This window comes from Frankia sp. CoWAU3, from assembly GCF_977971855.1.
Window position 1 is genome coordinate 2,850 of sequence record NZ_CDWWXB010000242.1, and the last position, 2,256, is coordinate 5,105.

Below are 2,256 nucleotides of genomic sequence, written 5' to 3' on the forward strand. Positions count from 1 at the left end.
GCGGCCTACGAGAGCGAACAACGACGGATCGCCCGTGCTCTCAGGGTCCCTTGAGATTGGCTCCGGTATCGGGCGTCACCCGGCCCCGTCCGGCCTATCGGTCAATCCTCGGACATGCCGGCGCCGCGCCACCAGACACGATCAGCTCATCGCCTTGCTCACCATCGTCCGTGACACATTCATAACGATGTCATAGACGCTGGCGGGGAGCCTGAGCGCAGCCTTCCCGCTACCCACGCGTGGCGGCCACGGGACGCGAGCGCCGGACACCGTAGAGCTACGGTGTCCGGCGCCGCAGCGGCCGGAGAACCCGGGCGGTCATTGCCGATTGGAACCCGTGCCGGACGCCCTCGCCAACCCCGCTACATGTTTCTCCTAGCGGTTCGCCGTATTTCAGTGGCGTTCCGTCCAGGTCCTCTCGTCAGCTCAGTCCCAGTCCCAATCCCAATCCCAATCGTCCTTGTGGCGCCGGTCCTTACCGTCCTTACCGTCCTTGCCGTCCCACCGGTCCTTACCGTTCCAGCCGTCCCACCGGTCCTTACCGTTCCAGCCGTCCCACCGGTCCTTACCGTTCCAGCCGTCCCACCGGTCCTTACCGTTCCAGCCGTCCCACCGGTCCTTACCCCAATGATCCTTGGCGATCTTTTCATCCACCGGGCCACCGAGATAGCTCGACGCCAGCGCGCTCGTAGCCGCCGGCCCCACGGTGACGAACACTGCCGCCACCGTAGACACCGCGACAACCGCGGCTTTCCGCCTCACGGACTTGTCCACGCTTCCTCCAGAACCGAGAGAGAGTGAATCGCTACTATCGGCAACAGAGACTAGCGTGCTCGACGAGGTCCGCAAACGGATCATCGACCGACTTTGACGATCAGCCAGCTACGGAGCGTGGCCTTAGCGGGATGAAGAGGAGATTCCAACTCCTACTACACCCGCTGGAAAGGGAGATGCGGAATGTTGAGGTTCGCGGTTCACGGACTCCCACCACACATGGTAATTGCCGGGTGGGTGGTAGGCGGTCATGCCCTTCGGCATGAATCGGTCCAATTCTGACAACGGCGCCTCGTCCGGAGTGATATACGTCAGCTGCCGGGTCGCAGGAGGAGATGGCGCGGTCCGCCTCCTGACGGATCCACCCGGCCCAGGCGAGCGCTGCTGCGTGTTCGGATGCCTCCGGCGTGTCGCCGGCATCCGTCGAGGGCAGGCCACGCTTCCGCCGCAGCCAGAAGTGATCAAGGTGGTCCATCGACTACAAAATGGCCTGGGAGGCAGGATACAGCTGCTTCAGCAGTTTGCCGAACTCCCCCGATGTGTTCCATCTGTCGAGCACGATTCCGAGCTGCGCGGCAAGGTCGCCTCGCCTGCCGTCCGCTGGATCTGGGAGGACTTCCTGTATGATCGCCTCGGCATGTTTTTCGAAGGTCATGTCGTCGTCCACAGCGTGTTCCCACTTCCGCGGCCTCCGCAATCGGCTCTCCGCCTTTGGACTGATCACCGAGAGGAGATAGTCCAGCACGGGCATCGCCCGGCCTGTTGCCTCGATATCCGCATCGCCGCGAGCCAGGTGCCAGACCGCCGCCGAGTCCGCGGCAGAGAACACCTGAGCGAGACCACGCCGTCTCTCCAGCTCGCGTTGGTACTCGTCGGAGACGACGGGAACCGGGGTCATCGCCATCGTAGGGACTACCACCGGCGACGGAGGAGCCTTCTCCGTATCCAGAATCCTGCGCACCGGCCACGCCTGGACGACTGTCACTCCTGTCAGAGCGAGCGCAAGAACTACCCAGATCAACAACGGCCCGCCCGCGATCCACCCCAGAAGAAGCGGCGTGGCGAGGAGACCGAAAAGGTTCATGACGAAGAAGACCCACTGACTCCTGGTCATCGTTGTTCCTCTCGTCCTGCGGCGGGCGACGGCTGGGTGTCACCTGGCGAGGAGGGCGGACGCAAGCCGACATCCTCCCCGAAGAGCTCCTTATCGATCCGGTCGAGGAGATAGGTGCGAACTGCGGCCTGGTCGGGCGCCGTCGAATCCCCCAGCGGCCGATCCACCCAACGGCCGAGGATCGCCCGCAGCGATGAAAGCAGATCAAAACGGTCACGCAGCGCGTCGACGAGCAAGTCCGGTAAAATCGTCGGCCCCCGCCCAACACCCTGCACCACGTCATCCAGCCAGAGATGGACCAGCCCGATCGTTTCCTTCGAGGGCGGCGCATCGGCCTCCAGCACAAGGATCCGGCGGAATCAAGAGGT

The 2,256-nt window shown here is 63.8% G+C and carries 3 protein-coding genes; all 3 read right to left on the reverse strand.

The genetic code is table 11. The features are described 5' to 3' along the window. Positions 1-426: 426 nt before the first annotated feature. Complete coding sequence (locus AC08ON_RS16340) at positions 427-726, reverse strand: hypothetical protein (RefSeq protein WP_476617277.1); 300 nt, start codon at positions 724-726, stop codon at positions 427-429. A 526-nt stretch (positions 727-1,252) separates the two neighbouring features. Continuing rightward, a complete protein-coding gene (locus tag AC08ON_RS16345; protein WP_476608371.1) occupies positions 1,253-1,888 on the reverse strand; it encodes a hypothetical protein in 636 nt (211 codons plus the stop codon). After that, positions 1,885-2,232 carry a hypothetical protein gene (locus tag AC08ON_RS16350; protein ID WP_476617278.1) on the reverse strand — a complete coding sequence of 116 codons (348 nt, stop codon included), beginning with the start codon at positions 2,230-2,232 and terminating at the stop codon, positions 1,885-1,887. The genes AC08ON_RS16345 and AC08ON_RS16350 overlap by 4 nt, the downstream gene beginning before the upstream one ends. Positions 2,233-2,256: the final 24 nt, after the last annotated feature.